The organism is Alexandriicola marinus, assembly GCF_004000435.1.
Classification (GTDB): Bacteria; Pseudomonadota; Alphaproteobacteria; order Rhodobacterales; family Rhodobacteraceae; genus Alexandriicola; species Alexandriicola marinus.
Genome location: NZ_RBVZ01000088.1, coordinates 1 through 320, shown reverse-complemented (window position 1 = coordinate 320; position 320 = coordinate 1). Strand labels below are relative to the sequence as shown.

Sequence of the window (320 nt, the reverse complement as noted above, 5' to 3'; positions counted from 1 at the left end):
CGCGTTCCAGCCCGCAATCGCGCCGCGGTTGGCGCTGGCGGGGCCGCCGCGATATCCGTGGCCGCGCAGGAAGTTGGCCGTCGACATCAGCGCGGTGGCCTTGTCGCGGAGGTTTCTGCCACCGACGCCGTATTTCAGGACGTTGCCGGGAAGGAACTGCGTGTGGCCAATCTCGCCATGCGCGGCGCCGACCGACTTCGAGGAGATTACGCCTGCATCCACCAGCTTCAGCGCAGCGATGGCATGCGGGGTGAAGAAGTCGGGACGGCGGCAGTCATAGGCCAGCGTCACAATGGCGGAAACGGTGTTCTGGTTGCCCA

General features: G+C 66.2%; 1 protein-coding gene. It reads right to left on the bottom strand.

The window, feature by feature from the left end:
* A partial coding sequence (locus EP376_RS22800) for a lytic murein transglycosylase (protein WP_206074855.1) occupies window positions 1-320 on the bottom strand: 320 nt, incomplete at both ends.